The sequence below is a fragment of the Flavobacterium sp. 103 genome (genome assembly GCF_003096795.1).
Classification (GTDB): domain Bacteria; phylum Bacteroidota; class Bacteroidia; order Flavobacteriales; family Flavobacteriaceae; genus Flavobacterium.
Window position 1 is genome coordinate 2,725,627 of sequence record NZ_QENX01000001.1, and the last position, 22,040, is coordinate 2,747,666.

The following is a 22,040-nucleotide window of genomic DNA, read 5'->3' on the forward strand; positions in this document are numbered from 1 at the left end:
GGGAATACAGTGTACAGCAGGACTGATGTTGATGAGGAGCGAAAATTTCTGCTCCTTATTTTTATTAGGACTATAAAATGAAAAACCCTTTCAGTTGTAATACTGAAAGGGTTTTGTGTAATCTGAAGTTTGCAATCTGCAATCTAAATTCTGCTTTCTGGAATCTAACTTTCCATATAAGCCTCGATAGGCGCACAGCTACACACTAGGTTTCTGTCACCGTAAGCATCATCGGCTCTACGAACGGTAGGCCAGAATTTGTTTTCGGCGATGTAATCGAGTGGGAAAGCGGCTTGCTCTCTGCTGTATGGGAAATCCCAAGTTTCGGCAGTAAGCATGGCCAATGTATGAGGTGAATTTTTCAATACGTTGTTACTGTCTTCGATAGTTGCTGCTTCGATTTCTTTACGAATGGCAATCATAGCATCACAAAAACGGTCTAATTCTTCCAGGTTTTCACTTTCGGTTGGTTCGATCATCAAGGTTCCTGCCACTGGGAAAGAAACGGTTGGTGCGTGGAAACCATAATCCATCAAACGTTTTGCGATATCGGTAACTTCGATTCCTTTTTGTTTGAAAGGACGACATTCCAAAATCATTTCGTGAGCCGCACGACCCATTTCACCAGAGTATAACGTATCGTAATGACCGTTTAATTTTTCTTTAATGTAATTGGCGTTCAAAATAGCGTGCTCAGTGGCTTCTTTCAATCCATCGGCGCCTAACATTGTGATGTAACCGTAAGAGATCAAACACACCAATGCCGATCCCCAAGGTGCTGCAGAAATACCTGTAATGGCACTGCTTCCTCCTGTTGGGATAACTGGGTTTGATGGCAAGAAAGGAACTAAGTGCTCCGCAACGCAAATTGGTCCAACACCTGGTCCACCACCACCGTGAGGGATGGCGAATGTTTTGTGAAGGTTCAAGTGACAAACGTCAGCCCCAATAGTTGCTGGGTTGGTCAAACCAACTTGTGCATTCATATTGGCACCGTCCATATAAACTTGTCCACCGTTTTCGTGGATGATTCTTGTAATTTCTATAATAGCGCTTTCAAAAACCCCGTGAGTCGACGGATAAGTAACCATCAAACAAGAAAGGTCATCTTTGTGCTCAATTGCTTTTTGACGCAAATCTTCTACGTCTATATTTCCATTTTCCAATGTTTTGGTTACGATTACTTTCATACCTGCCATTGCTGCCGAAGCCGGATTGGTTCCGTGAGCCGATGATGGAATTAAAGCAATGTTTCTGTGGTGATCGCCACGCGATTGGTGGTATGCACGAATAACCATTAATCCTGCATATTCTCCTTGTGCTCCTGAGTTAGGTTGCAAAGTCGTTCCTGCAAAACCAGTAATTACGTTTAATTGCTGTTCCAATTTAGACAACATTTCTTGGTATCCTTGTGCTTGGTCTAGCGGTGCAAAAGGGTGAATGTTGTTCCAAAGTGCATTGCTTAAGGGCAACATTTCTGAAGCTGCATTCAGTTTCATTGTACAAGATCCTAGAGAAATCATGGAGTGATTCAATGATAAATCTTTACGCTCCAACATTTTGATGTAACGCATCATCGCTGATTCTGAGTGGAATTGGTTGAAAACATCGTGTTGTAAGAAAGATGATGTTCTGTTTAAATCCTCTGGAAAATGATTAGCTTCTGATAAAGTTTCGATTGTTGCTGCTTGCTTACCATTTGCGGAAGCGAAAATACCAGCAATTTTATTGATATCGGCAATACTTGTAGTTTCATTCAAAGAGATAGAAACTGTATTGTCGTCGATGTAGTAGAAGTTCACCTCGTTTTGTTCTGCAATAGTGCGAACTTTTTGAGCATCTGCTTTGATTACGATAGTATCGAAGAAAGCGGTATTGGTTTGTTGTAAACCTAGTTTCTCCAATTCGTTAGACAAAGTTGCTGTTAAAGCGTGTACTTTATCAGCGATGTATTGCAAACCTTTTGGTCCGTGATATACAGCGTACATTCCAGCCATAACCGAAAGTAAAACTTGCGCAGTACAGATATTTGAAGTCGCTTTGTCACGTTTGATGTGTTGCTCACGCGTTTGTAAAGCCATACGCAAAGCACGATTCCCGTTAGTATCAACCGTTACCCCGATGATTCTTCCCGGCATAGATCTTTTGTACTCATCTTTGGTAGCAAAATAAGCAGCGTGTGGTCCACCATAACCCAACGGAATTCCGAAACGTTGTGTGGTTCCAACTACTACTGCAGCTCCCATTTCTCCTGGAGGCGTTAATTTTGTTAAACTCAAAATATCGGCAGCAACAGCTACTTTAATTTCGTTTGCTGCAGCTTTTGCAATAAATGAAGTATAGTCGTTTACTTGACCATATTTACCTGGATATTGAAGGATAGCCCCGAAAAAGTCTGATGAGAAATCAAAAGTTTCGTGGTTTCCAACAACCAATTCTATTCCGATTGGAGTAGAACGAGTTTGTAAAACCGATAAAGTTTGAGGTAATATTTCTTCGGAAACGAAGAATTTATTGACATTGTTTTTCTTTTGATCGCGTGTTCTTACGTCAAACAATAATGCCATTGCTTCGGCAGCTGCAGTCGCTTCATCCAATAAAGAAGCATTTGCGATTTCCATTCCGGTAAGTTCAACTACCATAGTTTGGAAATTTAAAATAGCTTCCAAACGACCTTGTGCAATTTCAGCTTGGTAAGGAGTATAGGCAGTGTACCATCCTGGGTTTTCAAAAATATTTCTTTGAATAACAGCAGGAACAATAGCCTGATTGTATCCTAAACCTATGTACGATTGAAACATTTTGTTTTTGCTTCCCAACTGGGTGATATGATTGGCATATTCATATTCAGTCATAGCAGGGTCTAATGCAAGAGGTGCTTTTAGACGAATGTCATCCGGAAGTGTTTCATAAACAAGTCGCTCTATAGAGTCAACTCCTATGGTTTTCAACATGTGTTGTAAATCTGTTTCTCTCGGGCCAATGTGTCTTAAAGCAAAAGAATCTGTTTTCATGTGTAGTTAATATTTGTTTTTTATTTGAACATGGTATCGCCATTCTGTTTTAATTATTCTACAGTATGAATCATGGCGATTTCATATATGTGTAGCTACTATTTGTTTTTTTTAAGTCTAAAGGAAAAGCCTGATTGTTTAAATATTCATTTATATTTGAATTTCAGTCCAATCAAGACTATTTAGTGTAGAAATAAAAGCGTTGTGTTTTTTGTGGTGCAAAAATAAATATTAATCTCTTAATAAAGCCCTTTTTTAACTTGATTTTATAGGGATTTTTCAACTAATGGACTGATTTATTAACAATTGATTAAATTTGTTTAATGAAGGTTTTAAAAAGCATTCTCCAATTTTACATAAACAGCAGCATTCATGTTGGTTTGTCCTGTTTTGCTTTGGTACAAATGACTAATTTTATGTTCCACATTCCAGAGGATAAGCCGATAGCAAATTTTGCTTTTTTTGGAACTATTGTGGGGTATAATTTTGTCAAGTACGATAGTTTTGCTCGAACACATAAAATAAAAATGAGAGGTACTTTGAAACTGATTGTTTTGTTTAGTGTTTTTTCTTTTTTGGCGGTTGGTTTTTACTTTTTTCAATTGCAACGCATAACACAAATTGTTTCAGTAGGGGTTTTATCGCTGACTTTATTGTACACGTTACCATTTTTTCCGAATCGGAAAAATGCTAGAAATTGGGCTGGTGTCAAAATTTATATTGTGGCTTTGTGTTGGGTTGGAGTAACTTTAGTATTGCCAATTCTGGATGCTGGAATTGCAATAACGTTGGATTTTTATCTAAAAAGTGTTCAACGATTTATATTGGTTTTTGTATTGATTCTTATTTTTGAAATTATAGATTTGGCCAATGATGATCCTCATTTAAAAACCGTTCCTCAGCAAATAGGAGTGAGGCGAACTAAAAACCTAGGATATGTTTTATTGACGATTTTTTGTGTTTTGGAATTGTTTAATAGTAATTTCAAATACAATATTGTGCATTTGGTATTAGTGATTATTATCGCCACTATTACAACTTTGTTTTTGGCTTTCGCCAACGAAAAACGTTCCAAATACTACACTTCGTTTTGGACAGAAAGTATTCCTATTTTTTGGTGGGTTTGTGTTTTGTTTTTTTGGAAAATGTAATGATTGGTGAATATAATCACTAAAAAATATATTATTTGGTGAATGTAATCACCAAAAAACATAATAATTGGTGAATATAAAAATATTTTATTACATTTGTTTAAAATGAATGTGATGATAATAAGGAGTTTAATAGATAGAATACGAGATAGGCTGAATAAAGGAAAAGCAATCGTTCTTGTCGGCCCGCGTCAGGTAGGGAAAACGACCTTGATAAATGCATTGTTAAAGGATATTTCGTATTTATTTTTGGACGGAGACGATTCAGTGGTAATAGAAACTTTATCCAATGCTAATACAGAAACCTTAAAGAGTATCATTGGTGAATATAAATATGTTTTTATCGATGAGGTACAGCGGATTCCGAATATAGGATTGAAACTAAAAATCATTGTTGACCAAATAAAAGAAGTCCAAGTTATCGTGAGTGGTTCTTCGGTTTTGGATATTCATAATCAAACGCAAGAACCGCTTACAGGAAGGAAATTTGAGTTCCAAATGTTTCCTGTTTCTTGGAATGAATTCGAAAATAATGTGGGTTATATCAAAGCGAAGCAACAACTCGAACTCCGATTGTTATACGGAATGTATCCAGATGTAATCAATAACTTTGGAAATGAATATGAGATTCTTAAAAATTTAGTGTCGAGTTATTTATACAAAGATATTTTGGCTTTGACAGGCATTCGAAAATCAGAAGTTTTAGAAAAAATTCTGCAAGCTTTGGCGTTACAAATTGGTAGCGAAGTAAGTTACAATGAAATAGCTCAATTGGTGGGTGTTGATAAAAATACGGTTAGTAATTATATTGATTTACTCGAAAAAAGTTTTGTGATTTTTAGGTTGAACAGTTTTAGCCGAAATGTTCGAAATGAAATCAAAGCCAATAGGAAAATATACTTCTATGATAATGGCGTTCGAAATATGTTGATTGGGAATTTTAACTTTTTGGAATTCCGTCAGGACAAAGGAGCGCTTTGGGAAAATTTCTTAATTTCGGAACGAATGAAAGTGTTGAGTTATCAAAATAGTGTAGCAAAACCTTATTTTTGGCGTACGACTCAACAACAAGAAATCGATTATATCGAAACCGTTGCCGATGAAGTCAATGCTTTTGAATTCAAATGGAAAACTAAAAAAGTGAAACTGCCCAAAACTTTTTCGGACAATTATCAAGGGAGTTTTACGGTTGTGACTGTGGAGAATTTCAGGGAGTTTTTGAAGGTTTAATCTTCCGAGAACTCTCTTAAAATCTGATTTCTATTCAAAAGAAAATCAGTCAAATGTCTTTTCAAGAATAAAACATCAAATAATTTTCCAATAATGCCAAACGGAGTTTCATATTGCAAGTTATCTGTCATTATGGTAACTCCGTTTTTTTCTTCAAAATAATGTTCGTGTTTGAATGATTTGAATTTTCCTTCTTCCATTTCGTCCACAAAATAATTGTAAAAAGTCATTGTAGTAATTCGACTTTTGTGGGTTAAGTAAAATCCAAAATGTTTACCTCTCCACGTTACAGTCTCATTGTAATTTATTAATCCAGAAGTTATACCAGCGATGGCTATTTCTTTTGATTTGGAGGCGGATTTTTGATGAATATCAATATTTCGAGATACATCAAAAACAATTTGTTTTGAGGCTTTAATTTTAGTTGCGAGATTTATAGTTGTCATTTTATGCTATGTTTTTTAATGCTTTTTCTAAAGTGTCGAATTTAAATTGAAAACCATTTTCTTGTAATCGTTTTGGAATTACATTTCTACTTTTTAAGACTAATTCAGCTTCTGTGCCAATGAGTACAGCTCCGAATTTTAGTAACGATTGATTTATTGGAAAGCCAAAAAAAATCCCGACTGCTTTTCGTAATGATGACATAAAGTTTTTATTTTCAATTGGTTTTGGGGATACAATATTTATAGCTCCTGTTATTTTTTTCTCAATTATAAAAGTAATTGCTCTAGCAAAATCTTCTTCATGAATCCAGCTTATAAATTGGTTTCCTTTTCCTTGTTTTCCGCCGAAACCTATTTTCGCCAAAGTTTTAAGCGGAATAAAAGCGCCACCTTTTTTACCCAAAACTATAGAAGTTCTCAAAGCAGTTTTTAACGTATTTGGAGTTTCAATTTTAAAAAATGATTTTTCCCAAGATTGAGCAACATTCATGGAAAAATCATTTCCTATTTCTCCGTTTACTTCATCCATTTGCTTGTCTAATGAAAAACGATAAATTGTAGAAGTCGATGAATTCAGCCAGTGTTTCGGTGGTTTTTTACAGTTTAAAATCGCTTTGTTTAAAATTTTTGTGCTCTCAATTCGAGATAACAAAATCTCTTTTTTATTTTTTTTAGTATAGCGACAATCAACTGATTTTCCAGTGAGATTTATTAAAACCGTTGCATTTTCTAATTCATTTTCCCAGCCCGAAAAGGTTTTAGCATCCCAGTTTATGTACTTTACGTTGCTTTTAGTTTGTGACTTGCCTCTTGTTAGAATAACGATTTCTTCGAATTTGTCTTTGAAATGATGAATTAAAACTTGTCCTAGGAATCCTGTTCCTGCGGCGATGATTAATTTTTGCATGATGCTGTTTTTTACTAACCTAACAGGTTTTTTAAACCTGTTAGGTTTCTTTTGGAATTAAGCTTTAAAAACTATTCTTTCTTCGTTTTGCACTTCTTTAGCTTTTCTTTTTCCTCTAAAAAAGAAATATAAATTTAGAAATAACATTAATCCAAGATAGATAGAAAAACTTCCGATTTTGTAACTCAAGGCTTCAACAAGTGATTGATAGCTGTTGTCATAAATACTCAATTGTAAAATCATTAATGCAAATCCAAGATTTAGAAGATAGAACCCAGTTTCAAAAAGTTTATTAGTTGCATTTGCAATTTCTTCTCTGCCTTTGAAAATGTCAAGCATATATATTTTTCCGTTTTGAAATAGTGTTTTTGAAACATAATAAGTTAAGAAAATAGCAATTGGTAAGTAGATTGCGTAACCGATTAGAATTTTTGTAGTTTCCATAATAATAAGTATTTAATTGTTATTTAATTAATTTGTGAATGTATTTGGTAATAATTATAATGTTTGTGTAATGTAATGCTGAAATAATAAAAACAATTGTTGCTGTTTTTATAGCTATGACTTCAATAAGTTGGCTTGCTGAAAGTATTTTTTCCCATAAAATTAAAGTCATTGAGCAATAACCAATGTTTAAAAGATAATAACCTAATAGTAGAGCCTGATTTATTTTGTGGCATAAATCGGTATGATTTGGAATTAATTCTGAAACATAAATATTTCCATTTTTATAGCAGATTTTCCCAACTTTCAGAATAATAGTAACCGTTATAATGAGGTAAATAAAGTACCCAATGATGTTACCGTTCATTTGTTTGCTTTTTTATAGATTAGTATAGAAAGGTAAATTGCTAATATTGGAGGCGTTGAAATTAAGGGCCAGGTTAATTCGTCAAGATAAAAGATGTTTTCGTTGAAATACCATAGACTAAAGAATAATAGTGCCACAGTGAAATATATTTTGATATTTAAATCATTCTTAAATTTCATCCAGAAAATGATACCGATAATTAATTGTAAGAATCCTGTAATTATCATTGAATATGCTGATAAGTAGAATCCTGTTCCATCAATAAAACCATAGAGTAAAAAAATTATGGGAATTGCAATTGCAATAGAGTTTACTAATTTTAAATTCTTCATAGTTATTGTTTGTTTTAAACTTTCAGAAAAAAATGAAAGTTTTAGTTAATTTTTTTTTATTTCATAATTTTTAAAACCAATTTGCCTAACCAATTTTCTTTGAATTCAGTCATTTTGTCTAACATATTATCAGCTTTTAAAACGAAATCATATAGTTTAGTAGTTTGATCAACAAAGTGTTTTTCTTCTACTGAATCTTTAGATTCGATCGAGGAAACTTCTTTTAAAATTTTAAGAGCCGGTTTGATTTCGCGTTTGCTTCTTTCTCTTGCAATTTTGGATGCTAATTCATCTAAATCTTTTTCGGCAGTAAAGAATTCTCTGCGTTCTCCAGCTTTATATTCTTTGTAAACAATGCCCCAATCCATCAATGCCCGCAAATTCATGCTCGCATTTCCGCGTGATATCTGCAATTCTTCCATCACTTCTTCCATAGAAACAGCTTCGGCAGAAACCATTAACAAAGCGTGAATTTGCGCCATTGTTTTGTTTATTCCCCATTGAGAACCTAATGCTCCCCAGGTTTGTACAAATTTGTTTTTGGCTTCTTTGAATTCCATTTTGGATTTATTTCTTTTGTTGAAACAAATGTACGTAAAAATTTTTAAACTTTCAAAAACAAATGAAAGTTTATCTTGAGGATAATTTTATTTGAGAGAATTTTTTTATATTTGAATAATATTTTAATGATAAAAGGATTCTGTAACTATTTTTTAGTTACAAATAAAAAATGCTATCTTTGTATGAGTAAAGTAGAAAAGCTAATAGAAAAATTAAAATCAAAACCAAGAGATTTTACTTGGGATGAAATGCTGAAAGTTTTGAAGCATTTTGGTTTTGAACAAATAGCACAAGGCAAAACTGGAGGGTCGCGAAGAAAATTTGTGAATAAAGAAAAGCAAATTATAAGTTTACACGAACCCCATCCGCAAAAAGTTTTGAAATTGTATCAATTGGATATAATCATTGACTATTTAAAGTTGTAAAAGATGAAAAATTATTTAGAATATAAAGGATATATTGGAACTGTGGAGTTCTCTGCAGATGACAAGATTTTCTTTGGGAAAATTCAAGGCATAAATGATTTGGTTACTTTTGAAGGAGCTTCTGTTGTCGAATTGGAAAAATCTTTTCAAGAATCGGTATTGGATTATTTGGAAACATGCGTAGCTTTAAATAAAGCACCCGAGAAAGTTTTTAAAGGTTCTTTTAATGTTCGAGTTTCACAAGAATTACATCAAAAAACAGCTCTTTTGGCATCTAAAAAAGGTTTGAATTTGAATGATGTTGTAAAAGAAGCATTGTCATATATTGTAAGTCATGAGGAGGTTTTAAACTAAAAAAACCGAAGCATTACTACTTCGGTTTCTAATATTTTTAACAATCTAGAAATCTATAACAATCCTGCTCTTTTCAACAAAGCATCTGGTTTTGGTTCTTGCCCTCTAAAACGTTTGTATAAAATCATTGGGTGTTCGGTTCCTCCTTTTGAAAGTACATTTTCCTTAAATTTCTCTGCTACTTCAGTATTAAATATACCTTCTTCTAAGAAATAATCAAATGCATCAGCATCCAATACTTCAGCCCATTTGTAGCTGTAATAGCCAGAAGAATATCCTCCTTGAAAAATATGCGAAAAAGCAGTACTCATAGCATTTTCTTTTACATCAGGATACAATTGCGTGGAAGCAAATTGTTCGATTTCAAAAGTTTTGATATCAGTTATGTTTGTAGGATCCTGTCCGTGCCAACCCATGTCCAATAATCCAAAACTCAATTGACGCATTGTTGCCATTCCTTCTTGGAAACTTGCACTTTCTTTGATTTTTTGTACATATTCCTGCGGAATAACTTCACCGGTTTCATAGTGATGTGCAAACAAAGCCAAAGCTTCTGGTTCATAGCACCAGTTTTCCATAATCTGACTTGGTAATTCCACAAAGTCCCAATAAACAGATGTTCCCGAAAGATTCGGATATGTAGTATTTGCTAACATTCCGTGCAATCCGTGTCCAAATTCGTGAAATAAAGTCGTTACTTCATTAAATGTCAAAAGTGACGGTTTAGTTTCGGTTGGTTTTGTAAAGTTGCAAACATTAGAAATATGTGGTCTTTCGTTTATACCGTTTTTGATGTATTGTGATTTGAAAGAAGTCATCCAAGCACCATTTCGTTTGCCTTTTCTCGGAAAGAAATCGGCATAAAAAACAGCAACCAATTCGTTGTTTTTGTCTGTTACTTCATAGGTGGTTACTTCTTCATGGTATTTGTCGATATCGAAAACCTCAGTAAAAGTCAGCCCGTACAGTTTTCCTGCAATGGTGAAAGCACCATTTAAAACTTTCTCCAATTGAAAATAAGGTTTCAATTTTTCATCATCCAAGTTGAATAATTGTTGTTTCAATTTCTCCGAATAATAAGCACCATCCCATTTTTCAAGTTGCTCAATACCGTCCAATTCTTTGGAGAAAGCCGATAATTGATCAAATTCTTTTTGTGCAGCCGGTTTGGCTTTGGCCAATAAATCATTGGAAAACGATAATACTTTCTCAGGACTTTCAGCCATGCGCTCTTCAAGAACAAAATGGGCATGAGTTTTATAGCCTAAAAGATTGGCTCTTTCGAAACGCAGTTTAGTAATTTTTAAAACAATCTCCTGATTGTCGAATTCGTTATTTTGAAAACATCTGGCACCAAAAGCAATCGCCATTTTTTTACGCAATTCACGATTGTCAGCATACGTCACAAACGGAATGTAGCTAGGGTGATCCAATGTGAATATCCAGCCTTCCTTTTCTTGGGCTTTCGCCAAAGAGCGAGCCGCTTCGATGGTTCCGTCCGGTAAACCTGCCAAATCCTTTTCATCTGTTAGATGCAATTCAAAAGCATTAGTCTCAGCTAAAACATTTTCACCAAATTGCAAGCTCAATTTCGATAGTTCTTTATCGATTTCTCGTAACTTATTTTTCTTGTCTTCGGGTAAATTAGCTCCATTTCTGGAAAAGCTTTTGTATTGTTTGTCCAGAAGTGTTGTTTGCTCTGGATTCAAGCTCAATGAATCCATTTGCTCATAAACCATTTTTACTTTGGCAAATAGAGCAGCATTCAAACGAACATCATTTCCAAATTCAGATAATAAAGGAGAAACGTCTTGAGCAATTTTTTGCATTTCGTCACTCGTTTCAGCCGAATTTAAATTGAAAAAGATACTTGAAATTCGATCCAAGGTGTCTCCGCTAAATGATAACGCTTCAATAGTATTTTGAAAAGTAGGATTTTCTGTGTTACCAACTATTGCGTCAATTTCGGCTTTGGCCAAATCAATAGCTTCCTGAAAAGCAGGAAGATAATCTTCGTTTTTTATTTTTGAAAATGGCGCAGTATCTAGCTTGGTGCCAAATTTTTGAAGTAGTATATTCATAATTCTATATTCTATTTTGTTTCAAACAAGTGGTTATTATGGGGTTGCATTTTTATCTTTTGAAAACAAAAGACAAGAAAAATATGTTAAAATTTTCGACAAGCATGTATTTTGTCGATTATTTATGTACTTTTGTCGAGAAATTAATTAACGCATGAATTAATTCAGTCGAATTTATAAGCTCTTTTTGTCCCAAATCACAAAGAAATTTATATCATTAAATACCACACACATTTATTGATAAAACTAAATTCCCCCAAGTTTAGATTTTACAATACCAAAAAAGCTCCTTTTTCAGGAGCTTTTTTTATTTATTCAAGTTTTCAGAAGATTTATAAACGGCTTCTTTCAGTCCTTCTTTATAGGTGATGATTTTTTCTAAAATAGTTGCGTCAGCACTTCCTATGATTTGTGCGGCGAGGATTCCGGCATTTTTTGCTCCGTTTAAAGCAACAGTGGCAACAGGAACACCGCCTGGCATTTGTAAAATAGATAAAACACTGTCCCAACCATCAATAGAGTTGCTAGATTTTACAGGAACCCCAATCACAGGTAACGGAGACATAGAAGCCACCATTCCAGGTAAATGAGCAGCGCCTCCAGCTCCGGCAATAATCACCGAAATGCCACGAGTGTGGGCATTTTTGCTAAAATCAAATAACTTTTCAGGGGTTCTGTGTGCCGATACAATATCGACTTCTACCGCTATATCAAATCCTTTTAAAATGTCTATGGCATCCTGCATTACCGGCATATCCGAAATGCTTCCCATTATTATGGCAACTTTGCTCATTATGTTTTTTTTTTTTAACACAGATTTCACAGATTTACACAAATTCAATCTGTAGTAATCTGTGAAATCTGTGTTTGATTATTTTATACTAATTACTCTTATCGTATTCTTCACGTCCTCGGCAATTCTTCTTGCTTCATTGATGTCTTCATTGACAATTGTTACATGTCCCATTTTTCTGAAAGGGCGGGTTTGTTTCTTGCCGTAAATGTGTGGTGTAACGCCATTCCATCCTAATATTTTTTCTATATTTTCATAAACGACATCTCCAGAGAAACCTTCTGCTCCAGAAAGATTGACCATAATTCCGGCTACTTTGCTCTCTGTATTTCCTAATGGCAAATCTAAAATGGCACGCAAATGGTTTTCAAATTGTGAAGTATAACTCGCTTCAATCGAATAATGACCTGAATTGTGTGGGCGAGGAGCCACTTCGTTTACCAAGATTTCATCGTCTTCGGTTTGGAACATTTCAACTGCCAAAAGACCAACATGATTGAATTGCTGAGAAACATTCAGCGCAATTGCTCTTGCTTTGTCTGCTACTTTTTCGTCAATTCTGGCAGGGCAAATCACATATTCTACTTGATTGGCTTCGGGGTGAAATTCCATTTCTACCACAGGATAGGTTCTTATTTCTCCTTGAGGATTGCGGCATACAATTACGGCCAATTCATTTTTGAAAGGAACCATCGTTTCTGAAATACATTCCACATTTGGTAAATTTTCTAAATCAGAAGCTTTTCTGATGACTTTTACGCCGTTTCCGTCATATCCAAATTCGGTACATTTCCAGACAAAAGGAAGTTGGATATTAGAATCCACTAAATCCACTACCAATTCTTTTAAAGTTGCATAACGTTTGAAAGGAGCCGTTGGAATATTGTTCTCTTTATAAAACGCTTTCTGAATTCCTTTGTTTTGTATTAGTTTCAGTGTTTTTGGCGAAGGATATACTTTTAAGCCTTCGTTTTCCAATTTTTCCAAAGCATCAAGATTTACCAATTCAATCTCAAAAGTCAAAACATCTACTTGTTTTCCAAAATTGTAAACGGTTTCAAAATCCATCAAGTCGCCTTGAAAAAAATGATTACACGCAATTTTGCAAGGAGCTTCGTCACTAGGATCAAGTACATACGTTTGAATATCAAATTTACGGGTGTCAAACAATAGCATTTTGCCTAATTGTCCGCCACCGAGTATGCCTAATTTAAAAGGGGATGAAAAATAATTCATTTGTTTTGTTTATTGTTTATTAACGGTCAAATGCAGTCACTTCGCTCGTGTCATTTATGTTAATTTATTTAAAAATTCATCTGGGGTATATACGTTGATTTCTGAAAATTTAAAATCTTTCAAATCTCTAGTTATAATACAATCCATAGTGTTTATTGATTGTGCTGTGGTAATCTGAATAGCGTCTTCGAAATCTTTGTGACTGGACTTGAGGCTTTTTTTAATAATATTTTTATCAACAGGAATAATATTAATTACATCTGTAATTTCGTCCAAAGCCATTCTGATTTTATCTTCATCAATAAATCTTTTCAATAAATAGTGTAATGTAACTATTGTGTTTGATGAGGTATAATAGATGACTTTCTTGCTCAGACCAAGTTTGTAAATTTCTGAAGATGATTTATAAAATGGTTGTCTGTTTGCTAGTATATCCATTAAAATATTGGTATCTAAAAAAACGTGCTTCATTTTAAATATTTTTCTTCTAAATATTCTTGAATAGCTTTTTTTTCATCAAAATCAGGAGGTAAACTTACAATACCAGTGATTTTTTTTATCCTAGACTCCAATTCATCTTCATCGTTTTTATTATTATTTGAATTTGAAACCAAACTTTTAAAGTAATTTTCTACCATTTCCGATAAACTTCTACCAGTTCCTTTGGCATAGATTTTAGCTTTTTCTATGACATCTTTTTCTAACGATAATGTGAGTTTAGTATTCATGTACGTATAGTTTTTGCAAAGATACGGATATTTTTTATTTTGCCTATTTTTGGTAGTATAAAATGCTATTTTATTTTCTTCAAAACTTCTTTGGCGACAGCCTTATAAGCTGCACTGTGATTTGGGAAGTCTTTGGTAATTATAATTTTCAATTCGGGATGAATCCAGTCATAATGTTGTCCTAAAATGTATAAAGTTCGCATTGAATAGGCTTTGGAAGCTACTTTGATATCATTTATCAACCAGTCAAAAGAGCTTTCTATGATTTCTTCTAAATTTTTTTCGGAAAGAATAATTTCCATTTTCTTGTAATGAGAAAGTACTAAAAGTTGACAAATTTTTGCCGCTGGTCGTATGGCGCTTTCATCTTTTAGGTTTTTAATTTGAGAACAAAAGGAATCCAAATGGGCTGTAATCCATTCCAATTTTTGGTAACATACAAATTCCAGAATCCAAAAAGCTTTGGATGCATTTTTATTCGAAGTCTGAAAACACAATTCAATCAACTCCGAAAAAAGTTCCCGATTATCCAGAACTTCATTGGCATATTTTTGTCTGTTGGCTCGATGTCCAGTTACATAATCTAAGTTTTTTTGGAATTCGGTGAGCATCATCTCTGTTTTTGATTTAAAAGTACAAATCAATTGACAATTGTCAAAAGTGAAATCCCTATCTTTGCCAAATATTTTAAAATATAAAACTGTGATACAACTACACGATAAACAATTTGTTCCGTTTATTTCAGCCCAAGAGATAAACTTTGCTATTGAAAAAATGGTAGCGCAAATAGAAGACGATTTTTTTGACGAAACACCAATTTTTATTGGAGTATTGAATGGTTCTTTTATGGTAGTTTCCGATTTTTTAAAATTATACAAAAAACCTTGTGAAGTATCTTTTATCAAATTAGCTTCTTACGAAGGAACTTCCTCTACAGAATCGGTTAAGCAATTAATCGGTTTAAACCAAGATTTAACAGGACGTACCGTAATTGTTATTGAAGATATTGTTGATACAGGAAACACTTTGGAAGAATTGAAACATTTGTTCAAAAGCCAAAATGTAAAACATTTTAAGATTGCAACGCTGTTTTTTAAACCGGATGCTTTCAAAAAGGACCTGAAAATTGACTATGTGGGTATTCGTATTCCCAACAAATTTATCGTTGGTTTTGGTTTAGATTACGATGGTCTTGGCAGAAACTTACCCGAAGTATATCAATTAAAGGAATAACAAAATAGTAAAAATCATATATAAAAAAGGAATGATCAATATAGTTTTATTTGGAAAGCCAGGAGCAGGAAAAGGAACTCAGGCAGAATTTTTAAAAGAAAAATACAAATTAACACACATTTCAACTGGAGATGTTTTTCGTTACAACTTGAAAAACGACACTCCATTAGGTAAAGAAGCAAGAGTGTACATGGATGCCGGGGATTTGGTTCCAGACGAATTGACTACCAAAATGCTTATTGATGAGGTAAACAAACACCTAGACACTAACGGGATTTTATTCGATGGCTATCCAAGAACTATTGCTCAAGCTGAAGCATTAGATGCTTTTTTGCCAACAATTGGTTCAAAAGTTGCAGCAACGATCGCGCTTGAAGCCGATGATGAGGTTTTAGTGGCCAGATTATTGGAAAGAGGAAAAACCAGTGGAAGAGTTGACGATCAGGACGAAGACAAAATCAGAAATCGTTACCAAGAATACAACGAAAAAACAGCTCCATTAATGGGGTATTATAAAGCACAAAATAAGTTTCACGCTGTAAATGGAATAGGATCTATTCAAGAAATTACAGAAAGACTTACCGCTGTTATCGATAATTTATAGGAGCATCTGCTTCGCCAGTTCGCTTTGCTCGTGTCCAGCTGTACGTTTCAAGTCACAGCCATAAAAAAACTATTTTTCTATGTCATAAAAGGAGCTTCCGTTGGTCGCTCTTTTATAACAAGAAAAATTAGTTTTTTATAGCAGTGAGCTTTTTACTTCCATCTGGGCTATTAAAATAAGATTACACAAAACAAGGTTCTAAGAATCAAAAGTATAAACGAATTATCTAAACATTGGAAATAGTAATAATATTTTTTCTGATACTCTTAAATGGATTTTTTTCTATGTCAGAGATCGCATTGATTTCGGCCAGAAAAAACAGATTGGAAACCGCGGCAAAAAAGGGTAACAAAAGTGCTCAAATAGCTTTGGATTTAGCCAATTCCCCAAATAAGTTTTTGTCAACAGTACAAATAGGAATAACATTGATTGGAATACTTACCGGTATTTACAGTGGGGATAAAATCACCGCGGATATGGAGGTATTTGTAAAAGGATTTCATGTATTGATTCCGTTTGCACGATCAATTGCGGTTGGAATTGTTGTTGTAATATTGACGTTCTTTTCTTTGGTATTGGGAGAGTTATTGCCAAAACGAATTGGGTTGAACCATCCAGAAGGAATTGCGAAAGCAGTGGCATGGCCTATGAAAATTGTTTCTGTAATTACCGCACCTTTTATATGGTTGCTTACTACTTCGACCGAATTTTTATTGGATGTGTTGCAAATAAAACCTACAGCCGACGGAAAAGTCACTGAGGAAGAAATAAAAGCCATCATCAAAGAAGGTACTGAAGTTGGTGAGGTTCAGGAAATAGAACAAGATATTGTGGAGCGCGTTTTTCACATTGGAGACCGAAAAATCAATTCGTTGATGACGCACAGAAAATCGGTTATGCTATTGCCTTTACACGCTGATAAAAATAAGGTAAAGGAATTTATGCTAAAAGAATTGCATTCCATTTATCCTGTTTATGGGGAAAATCACGATGATATTGTGGGAGTTGTAAATTTGAAAAATATCTTCGCCCATTTTGAAAACGAAAGTTTTAATTTGGCTGAAATAATGACCGACGCTCCATTTATGATGGAACAAACCACGGCATACAAAGCACTGGAGCAGTTTAAGGAAACAGGAATTCATTATGCATTGGTTTCAGATGAATATGGAGTTTTTCAGGGGGTAATTACGTTGAATGATATTCTTGAAGCACTGGTTGGTAATGCTTCCGATTTTTATAAGGACGATTTCCAGTTAATCGAAAGAGAGGACGGAACGTGGATGGTAGACGGGCATTATTCGCTACACGATTTTCTGACGTATTTCGAGTTGGATGATTTGATAAATGATTATGAAGTGACCACAGTAAGTGGATTAATAATGACCGAATTATCTCGTATCCCAAAAGAAGGAGAAAAGTTGATTTGGCAAAAATTTGAGTTAGAGGTCATCGATATGGATGGCGTGAAGATTGATAAAGTAATGGTTAAATCATTACAAAAACAGAAATAAAAATAGATGGCAGATGGCGATGGTAGTTTGATTTTTTTCAATCTAAAATCTAAAATCTAAAATCTGAAATTGAGAAAAATGACAGAAGGGAATTTTGTAGATTACGTAAAAATTTATGTTTCTTCAGGAAAAGGAGGAAAAGGATCTACGCATTTGCATAGAGAAAAATTTATTGAAAAAGGTGGACCAGATGGTGGTGATGGAGGACGAGGCGGACACGTTTATTTAGTTGGTAATAAAGGACTTTGGACTTTGTTTCACTTGAAATTTGCACGTCATATCAAAGCAGGTCACGGTGGAGATGGAGGAGGAGATCGCAGTACAGGTGCCGATGGTGAGGATAAATACATCGAAGTTCCGTTGGGGACAGTTGTAAAAGACAAAGAAACAGGCGAAACCCTTTTTGAAATTACGGAAGACGGAGAGAAGCAAATTCTTTCCCGAGGAGGTAAAGGAGGATTAGGAAACTGGCACTTCAGAAGTTCGACGAATCAAACGCCGAGATATTCACAGCCAGGTTTACCAGGTGTAGAAATGGATGTGATTTTGGAACTTAAAGTATTGGCCGATGTAGGTTTGGTAGGTTTTCCTAATGCAGGAAAATCAACATTACTATCTGTATTGACTTCTGCAAAACCAAAAATTGCCGATTATCCTTTTACAACTTTAAAACCAAATCTTGGAATTGTAGCGTACAGAGATTTTCAATCTTTTGTAATTGCCGATATTCCTGGAATTATAGAAGGTGCTGCCGAAGGAAAAGGATTAGGTCACTATTTCTTGCGTCATATTGAGCGTAATTCGACTTTATTGTTTTTAGTTCCAGTTGATACGCCAGATATTAAGGCGGAATATGACATTCTGGTAAATGAATTGACCAAATACAATCCAGAAATGTTGGACAAAGAACGTTTATTGGTGATTTCAAAATGCGATATGCTCGATGATGAATTAAAAGCAGAATTGAAAACAGAATTAGACGTTGCTTTCAAAGACATTCCTTATATGTTTATTTCGTCGGTAGCCCAACAAGGTTTGACTGAATTGAAAGACAAATTATGGAAGATGTTGAATGACTAAAAGGCATTATAATTAAAAAGAAAAAGGTATTCTAGCAATAGAGTGCCTTTTTTTTTTTGTTTTGAACAATTCTTAAAATTGGGTTAATTGGAAAGTATTTGATTGTGTTTAAAGTAGTAAAACTTTAATATGGTTATTAAAATGATTATATTCGTGCCGCTAAAATAAAATATACCCAAATGAAAAAAATTGTATTATTCTTGACCATGTGCCTAATGGCTTTTCCAGTGAGAGCCGATGAGGGAATGTGGTTTTTGATGTTTATCGAAAGACTGAACCATAGAGATATGGAAAAAATGGGCTTGCAATTGACAGCCGAAGAAATTTATAGTATCAATCATCATAGTTTGAAAGATGCTGTAGTTCAATTCAACGGAGGTTGTACGGCCGAGATTGTTTCAAAAGAAGGTTTGGTACTTACCAATCACCACTGCGGATACAATGCCATTGCAGAACTTTCTACCGAAGAACAAAACTATTTAAAGAATGGATTTTGGGCTAAAAACCGAAGTGAGGAGTTAAAACCAAAATCATTGTACGTGCGTTTCTTTGTTCGTATGGATGACGTTTCCAAAAGAATTTTATCAAAAGTAAATGATAAAATGACCGAAACAGAACGCAATAAAGTAATCCAACAAGAAATTGCACTGATTGAAAAAGAAAATAATGAAGGTGGAAAATACACAGTATCCGTTCGTCCATTTTTTCAAGGAAACGAATATTACTATTTTGTTTACCAAGATTATAAAGACGTTCGTTTGGTAGGAACACCTACTGAAAGTCTTGGGAAATTTGGTGGAGATACTGATAACTGGGAGTGGCCACGTCATACTGCCGATTTCTCAATGTTCAGAGTGTATGCAGATAAAGACGGAAATCCGGCGGAATATTCCAAAGACAATGTGCCTTTGCAGCCGAAACACCATTTGCCAATAAATATTACCGGAGTAAAAGAAAATGATTTTGCGATGATTTTGGGTTATCCAGGAAGAACGAATCGTTGGATGCCATCGGGAGGAATTGCACAAAATGTTAGTTATGCTTATCCTGCTTGGGTTGAAGGAGCGAAGACTGGAATGGACAACATGAAGAAATTCATGAAACAAGATGCGACAATAAACTTGAAATACGCTTCTAAATATGCTTCGACTGCTAATTATTGGAAAAACCGCCAGGGGATGATTGATGCATTGACTAAAGCAAAAACAGCTAGTACAAAGTCAAATGAAGAAGCTAAGTTCAATGCTTGGGCCAATAAACCTGAGAACAAAGAAAAATACGGAAATGTTATTGCTACAATAAATGACTATTATGCAAAAACAAATTTGAAATCACGTCATGACAATTATCTTACCCAATTGATGAGAACGACTTCTTATGGAGCTGGACCGTCTGTATTAGGGAATGCATTGATTGGTTATTACAAAGAAAATGATGCTAAAAGAGCCGAAATGCTACCGAAGATAAATAGCTTAATTGATAATTATTATGGTGAGTTTTATGCTCCTTTGGAAAAGGAAGTTTTGACAGCACAATTGAATTTGTATGCTGCTAAAGCATCTGAATATGGTTTGGCTCCAATTGTGGCTAAAATGAAGGAAACCAATAAAGGTAATTTTGCTGCCGATGTGGATAAAGCAATTTCGGGAAGTATTTTTACCAATAAAGAAACGGTTGAGGCTTTTATGAAAAATCCAAATGCCGAATTAATAGCTGCCGATCCTTTGTATGTGATTTCAAATGATTTGGTAACAAAAGTCAGAGCCAAATCTGAGGAACAATTAAAAGCGGATGATGATTTCGCTATTGCTTACCGCAAATTGGTGGAAGGTTTAAGAGAATCAAAATTGAATACCATTCAGTATCCAGATGCCAATTCTACTTTGCGTTTAACGTATGGTAAAGTTCGTTCCTTACCTGCTGACAAAAGAAATGATGCCAAAATAAACAATTATACAACAATGACCGGTATGGTCAATAAGTATAAAGCAGGAGATTCTGAATTTGATTTGCCAGCTCGTTTGTTGGAATTAAACAAAGCTCAGGATTTTGGTGAATATGCCGACAAAGCGGGATATATGCCTGTAAATTTCTTGACTGATAATGATATTACTGGTGGGAATTCAGGTTCTCCAGTATTGAATGGAAAAGGAGAATTAATCGGTGTGGCTTTTGATGGAAATATTGAAGCGATGGCAGGAGATGTTATTTTTGATAAAAAATTGCAACGTACCATCAATCTTGACATTCGTTTCGTTCTTTGGATCATTGACAAATACGCTGGTGCACATAACATTATTGAGGAAATGACGATTGTGAAGGAATCACACCCTTAAAAATCACACCCCTTTAAATTAAAAAAACCGTTCCATTTTTATAAATGAAACGGTTTTTTATTTTCGACAAACCCTTGCAAATCAATCATTATAAGTGTCAAATAAAAATTGCAGGGTTTCATTGATGTTATTGGCTTTCATAGATGGGTATTTTATTGAGGAATCAAGCCAGTTTTCGATTATTAGATCAAAATCATCACCAACATCGTACAGTACAGGAACACCCATTTTCTTCAGAGCGGCAGCATTACATTCTTGTTCATAATGTTTTCGGATAGGAATAGAAAGTATTTTTTTGCCAAGATATAAAGCCTCGGCAGGCGTTTCAAATCCACCTCCAGTAATAATTCCTTCACAATTGATGAGGCTTTTATTAAAGTACTGTTGATTGACTGGAAAATAGGTAACGTTCTTAATTGTGTGTTTGGTTTTTATGTCATTCAAAAACCAATGAAATTTTAAATTAGGAAGTTTGTTGAATGCTTTCTCTAAGCAATCTTTTTGAAAAGAAGGCAAGTAAACAGTTATATGCCCTGCATCTTTGGGTTCGGCATTTACGATTTCGTCTTTGATGATGGGAGGATAAATAAAATCATCGTATTTGTCAAAATGCAATCCAATGTTTTTTGGAGAGGGAGCGTAATGTTTGAGAATCATTTCGCCCATAACACTTTTCTTGTCCGGTCTGGGAGTTTTGGGGGATATAAAACTGGCTTGATGTCCAAATTGTATCGAATGCACTTTTTGAAGTTTACAGGCCAACGAAGTAATCGAGTCAAAATCATTGATGACCACATCGTAATTTTTCAGAGGCAAAGCATCGGCGTCTTTATAGATTTGTCTCGGTTTAATGTTTTTGGCAATGTCCCAATAATCCAAACCGCCGCACTTACTGTAATGCAAGCTACAACCCTCGCTTTTGAATTTTATAGGTAAATTGATGTCCAGACTAGCGTTGTTGCCACTTAAGAAAAAATCAACCTCTCCAAATTTTTGCAGATAAGGATACAATTGCACCGCCCTGCTGATGTGTCCGTTGCCTGTTGCCTGTATGGCGTAAAATATTTTCATTGCTGTATATTTTTATTTTTTTATAAGAACTCGATAAATGTCTAATCTCTCAAGGTTATTAATAGTGTCTTTTGTTTGTCTTCCAAAGCTGCAGAGTCGCAAAGTTTAACTTTTTTTCTCTTTGCGTCTTAGC

The 22,040-nt window shown here is 34.5% G+C and carries 23 protein-coding genes; 9 read left to right on the forward strand and 14 right to left on the reverse strand.

What is annotated here, in order from left to right:
• Positions 1–164: 164 nt before the first annotated feature.
• Entirely contained in the window at positions 165–3,014 is a 2,850-nt protein-coding gene (gene gcvP / locus C8C85_RS11165) for an aminomethyl-transferring glycine dehydrogenase (protein ID WP_116797149.1), read from the reverse strand.
• A gap of 323 nt (positions 3,015–3,337) precedes the next feature.
• Between gcvP and C8C85_RS11170 the strand changes: the two genes are divergently transcribed.
• Complete coding sequence (locus C8C85_RS11170; RefSeq protein ID WP_116797150.1) at positions 3,338–4,165, forward strand: hypothetical protein; 828 nt, start codon at positions 3,338–3,340, stop codon at positions 4,163–4,165.
• A gap of 114 nt (positions 4,166–4,279) precedes the next feature.
• Positions 4,280–5,395 carry an ATP-binding protein gene (locus C8C85_RS11175; RefSeq protein WP_116798459.1) on the forward strand — a complete coding sequence of 372 codons (1,116 nt, stop codon included), beginning with the start codon at positions 4,280–4,282 and terminating at the stop codon, positions 5,393–5,395.
• On the opposite strand, the gene C8C85_RS11180 is transcribed toward C8C85_RS11175, so the two are convergent.
• From C8C85_RS11180 to C8C85_RS11205, 6 genes are read right to left on the reverse strand one after another with little or no spacing between them, the layout of a single operon-like run.
• Positions 5,392–5,841: an SRPBCC family protein gene (locus C8C85_RS11180; RefSeq protein ID WP_116797151.1), complete on the reverse strand. Its 450-nt coding sequence runs from the start codon at positions 5,839–5,841 to the stop codon at positions 5,392–5,394. The two genes, C8C85_RS11175 and C8C85_RS11180, sit on opposite strands and share 4 nt — an antisense overlap.
• Position 5,842: 1 nt before the next feature.
• Positions 5,843–6,748, reverse strand: a complete 906-nt coding sequence (locus C8C85_RS11185; protein ID WP_116797152.1) for a TIGR01777 family oxidoreductase — start codon at positions 6,746–6,748, stop codon at positions 5,843–5,845.
• Positions 6,749–6,805: 57 nt separating this feature from the next.
• Positions 6,806–7,192 (reverse strand): hypothetical protein, encoded by a 387-nt coding sequence (locus C8C85_RS11190; protein WP_116797153.1) that lies wholly within the window; start codon positions 7,190–7,192, stop codon positions 6,806–6,808.
• Between the two features lie 19 nt (positions 7,193–7,211).
• Entirely contained in the window at positions 7,212–7,559 is a 348-nt protein-coding gene (locus C8C85_RS11195) for a hypothetical protein (protein ID WP_116797154.1), read from the reverse strand.
• Entirely contained in the window at positions 7,556–7,891 is a 336-nt protein-coding gene (locus tag C8C85_RS11200) for a hypothetical protein (RefSeq protein ID WP_116797155.1), read from the reverse strand. The genes C8C85_RS11195 and C8C85_RS11200 overlap by 4 nt, the downstream gene beginning before the upstream one ends.
• A 56-nt stretch (positions 7,892–7,947) precedes the next feature.
• Entirely contained in the window at positions 7,948–8,451 is a 504-nt protein-coding gene (locus C8C85_RS11205; RefSeq protein ID WP_116797156.1) for a GbsR/MarR family transcriptional regulator, read from the reverse strand.
• Positions 8,452–8,634: 183 nt separating this feature from the next.
• Between C8C85_RS11205 and C8C85_RS11210 the strand changes: the two genes are divergently transcribed.
• The gene (locus C8C85_RS11210) at positions 8,635–8,877 is read left to right on the forward strand and encodes a type II toxin-antitoxin system HicA family toxin (RefSeq protein ID WP_116797157.1); all 243 of its coding nucleotides are present in this window, start codon (positions 8,635–8,637) and stop codon (positions 8,875–8,877) included.
• A 3-nt stretch (positions 8,878–8,880) separates the two neighbouring features.
• On the forward strand, positions 8,881–9,231 hold the full coding sequence (locus tag C8C85_RS11215) for a type II toxin-antitoxin system HicB family antitoxin (RefSeq protein WP_116797158.1): 351 nt from the start codon (positions 8,881–8,883) through the stop codon (positions 9,229–9,231).
• A 53-nt stretch (positions 9,232–9,284) separates the two neighbouring features.
• On the opposite strand, the gene C8C85_RS11220 is transcribed toward C8C85_RS11215, so the two are convergent.
• The 6 genes from C8C85_RS11220 to C8C85_RS11245 form a co-directional block, all read right to left on the reverse strand.
• On the reverse strand, positions 9,285–11,312 hold the full coding sequence (locus C8C85_RS11220) for a M3 family metallopeptidase (protein ID WP_116797159.1): 2,028 nt from the start codon (positions 11,310–11,312) through the stop codon (positions 9,285–9,287).
• A 307-nt stretch (positions 11,313–11,619) separates the two neighbouring features.
• On the reverse strand, positions 11,620–12,105 hold the full coding sequence (purE, locus tag C8C85_RS11225) for a 5-(carboxyamino)imidazole ribonucleotide mutase (protein ID WP_116798460.1): 486 nt from the start codon (positions 12,103–12,105) through the stop codon (positions 11,620–11,622).
• A gap of 78 nt (positions 12,106–12,183) precedes the next feature.
• Positions 12,184–13,341, reverse strand: coding sequence for a 5-(carboxyamino)imidazole ribonucleotide synthase (locus tag C8C85_RS11230; protein WP_116797160.1), 1,158 nt, complete (start codon positions 13,339–13,341; stop codon positions 12,184–12,186).
• Positions 13,342–13,395: 54 nt separating this feature from the next.
• Complete coding sequence (locus C8C85_RS11235) at positions 13,396–13,812, reverse strand: type II toxin-antitoxin system VapC family toxin (RefSeq protein WP_116797161.1); 417 nt, start codon at positions 13,810–13,812, stop codon at positions 13,396–13,398.
• Positions 13,809–14,069, reverse strand: a complete 261-nt coding sequence (locus C8C85_RS11240) for a DUF6364 family protein (protein WP_116797162.1) — start codon at positions 14,067–14,069, stop codon at positions 13,809–13,811. Before C8C85_RS11240 ends, C8C85_RS11235 begins: the two co-directional genes overlap by 4 nt.
• 65 nt (positions 14,070–14,134) lie before the next feature.
• Positions 14,135–14,683 (reverse strand): hypothetical protein, encoded by a 549-nt coding sequence (locus tag C8C85_RS11245; protein WP_243412099.1) that lies wholly within the window; start codon positions 14,681–14,683, stop codon positions 14,135–14,137.
• Between the two features lie 88 nt (positions 14,684–14,771).
• On the opposite strand from C8C85_RS11245, the gene hpt reads away from it, so the two are divergent.
• The 5 genes from hpt (at position 14,772) to C8C85_RS11270 (ending at position 20,836) form a co-directional block, all read left to right on the forward strand.
• Positions 14,772–15,302, forward strand: a complete 531-nt coding sequence (gene hpt, locus C8C85_RS11250; RefSeq protein WP_116798462.1) for a hypoxanthine phosphoribosyltransferase — start codon at positions 14,772–14,774, stop codon at positions 15,300–15,302.
• Between the two features lie 31 nt (positions 15,303–15,333).
• Positions 15,334–15,906 carry an adenylate kinase gene (locus C8C85_RS11255; RefSeq protein WP_116797163.1) on the forward strand — a complete coding sequence of 191 codons (573 nt, stop codon included), beginning with the start codon at positions 15,334–15,336 and terminating at the stop codon, positions 15,904–15,906.
• Positions 15,907–16,139: 233 nt separating this feature from the next.
• Positions 16,140–17,420: a hemolysin family protein gene (locus tag C8C85_RS11260; protein WP_116797164.1), complete on the forward strand. Its 1,281-nt coding sequence runs from the start codon at positions 16,140–16,142 to the stop codon at positions 17,418–17,420.
• Between the two features lie 78 nt (positions 17,421–17,498).
• Entirely contained in the window at positions 17,499–18,500 is a 1,002-nt protein-coding gene (obgE, locus tag C8C85_RS11265) for a GTPase ObgE (protein ID WP_111411051.1), read from the forward strand.
• A 179-nt stretch (positions 18,501–18,679) separates the two neighbouring features.
• Positions 18,680–20,836 carry a S46 family peptidase gene (locus tag C8C85_RS11270; RefSeq protein ID WP_116797165.1) on the forward strand — a complete coding sequence of 719 codons (2,157 nt, stop codon included), beginning with the start codon at positions 18,680–18,682 and terminating at the stop codon, positions 20,834–20,836.
• Positions 20,837–20,917: 81 nt separating this feature from the next.
• Here C8C85_RS11270 and C8C85_RS11275 read toward each other — a convergent pair whose 3' ends face one another.
• Entirely contained in the window at positions 20,918–21,907 is a 990-nt protein-coding gene (locus C8C85_RS11275) for a glycosyltransferase family protein (RefSeq protein WP_116797166.1), read from the reverse strand.
• Positions 21,908–22,040: the final 133 nt, after the last annotated feature.